General features: G+C 65.7%; 2 protein-coding genes. One reads left to right on the top strand and one right to left on the bottom strand.

Annotated elements, in window-relative coordinates:
- The first annotated feature begins 87 nt into the window (after positions 1-87).
- Positions 88-993: a lipid A biosynthesis lauroyl acyltransferase gene (locus I5M_RS23070; RefSeq protein ID WP_031337361.1), complete on the top strand. Its 906-nt coding sequence runs from the start codon at positions 88-90 to the stop codon at positions 991-993.
- A 261-nt stretch (positions 994-1,254) separates the two neighbouring features.
- Here the strand turns inward: I5M_RS23070 and I5M_RS23065 are convergent.
- Positions 1,255-1,956 (bottom strand): DbpA RNA binding domain-containing protein (locus I5M_RS23065; RefSeq protein WP_031337360.1); only part of this gene is annotated, 702 nt, incomplete at its 5' end.

Genomic DNA, 1,956 nt, shown 5'->3' with positions numbered 1-1,956 from the left:
CGGCGCTGAAGCGGAAGGAAAGCCGGCAGGTGTTCGGCAAGATCATCGTCCGGTTCTGATGAAAGTTCGCCCTTCTACCGCGCCAAGGTGCGCGCCCAGCGCTTGGGAAAAGCCGCCCCCGGCGGCGCGATCGGCGCCGCGGCGATCGGCCCGCTGCGCTTTGCGCGGCGGTTCGATCCGGTGAGTACGGCGAAGTTTTTCGGCGGCATCACTCAGCGCATCGGCCCGATGATGGGCGAGCAGAAGATCGGCCGCGATAATCTGACGAAGGCATTTCCGGAGAAGACGCCCGAAGAGATCGAGGCGATCCTCGCCGGGGTCTGGGATAATCTCGGCCGCGTCGCCGCCGAGTTCGCGCATCTCGACCACGTCTGGAACTACGACCCGGACCATCCCGAGCGCGGCGGGATCGAAGTGCCACCGCGCTCGCTCGAACTGTTCGAGCAACTGCGCAACGACGGCAAGCCGGCGCTGATCTTCGCCAGCCATTTGGGCAATTGGGAATTGCCGGCGGTCGCCGCGGTGGCGCACGGGCTCGACACCGCCGTGCTGTATCGCAAGCCCAACATCGCCGCCGCCGACCGCATCATCGAAGAGATCCGCTCGGTGAAGATGGGCCAGCTCGTCGCCGCCGGCCGCACCGCGCCGTTCAAGCTGGCGGCGGCGCTGCAAGAGGGCAAGCACGTCGGCATGCTGATCGATCAGCACTTCTCCAACGGCGTCGACGTCACCTTCTTCGGCCGCACCTGCAAAGCCAACCCGCTGCTGGCGCGCCTCCTGCGCCAGATCGAATGCCCGCTGCACGGCGCCCGCGTCATCCGCCTCCCCGGCCACCGCTTCCGCGCCGAACTCACCGAAGAGATAGAACCGGTCCGCGACGCCTCAGGGCAGATCGACATCCAGGGTACGATGCAGAAGGTGACCAGCGTGATCGAAAGCTGGATCCGCGAAACGCCCGAGCAATGGCTCTGGTTGCACCGCCGCTGGCGGTGAGCACGAGCAGCCCGAAACGGCTTTGGCGAGCCGATTAGCATGAATTTAGCTCGGATCGCCTGATTGAAGTTCTACAGCCTTCCAACGTGCACGACCTCCTCATCCTGAGGAGCCCGGCGAAGCCGGGCGTCTCGAAGGATGACGCCACGGGGTGCGCGGCGCATGGTTCGAGACGGCGCTTCGCGCCTCCTCACCATGAGGATGTGCTCGTTGTGAGCGCTCCAGAGCGCCGGCGGACTCCAACTGCGAAGCAGCCTATTATCAGCCGCGAAACTTCTTCTTGTTCTTCTTGAAGGACGGGCTCTTGGCCGACGGGTCGGCGCGGCGGGCCTTGCTGACGTAAGCGGGCTTGTCGTCGCGCGTTTTGGGTTTCTTCTTGAAGCCGTCCGCCGTGTAGCCGTCTTTCTTGAAACCCTCCTTCTTGAAGCCGTCTTTCTTGAAGTCGGTCTTCTTGAAGTCGTCTCGCCCCGGGCGGGAGCCAGCGTCCTTCGAGCCCGCCTCGTGGCCACCGCGGGGCGCGCGCGGCTCGTCGAAGCTCTTGCGCCGCGGCCGGTCATCGCTGTTGCGATCGGCGCGGCGCGGATCGGCCAGCGGCTCGATCTGCGGCGACCACGAATCCGGCCGCTTGCTGTGACGCGTCGCCCGCTCGGATTTGCGCTCGTACGGCGCCTTCCCGACCGGACGCTCTTCGCGCGGCGCGATCGGCTTGGCGCCGATCAAGGGTTCGATGCGAATGTTGTCGTCCTGATCCGGTCGCTTGATCTGCGCGGCGAAGTCCTGCGCGGCGGCGGCCGATATTTCAAACTCGGTGGTGGTATCGAGGATGCGGATGGCGCCGATGTCCTGCTTGGTGATGCCGCCGCGGCGGCAGATCATCGGCAAGAGCCAGCGAGCCTCGGCGTTCTTTCGCTTGGCCATGGCGGCGCGGAACCACACGCCGTCCTGCATCGTGTGCTTCTGTCC

The organism is Rhodopseudomonas sp. B29, from assembly GCF_000333455.1.
In the GTDB taxonomy this organism is placed as follows: domain Bacteria; phylum Pseudomonadota; class Alphaproteobacteria; order Rhizobiales; family Xanthobacteraceae; genus Rhodopseudomonas.
This window is presented reverse-complemented; position numbering and strand designations above follow the sequence as displayed.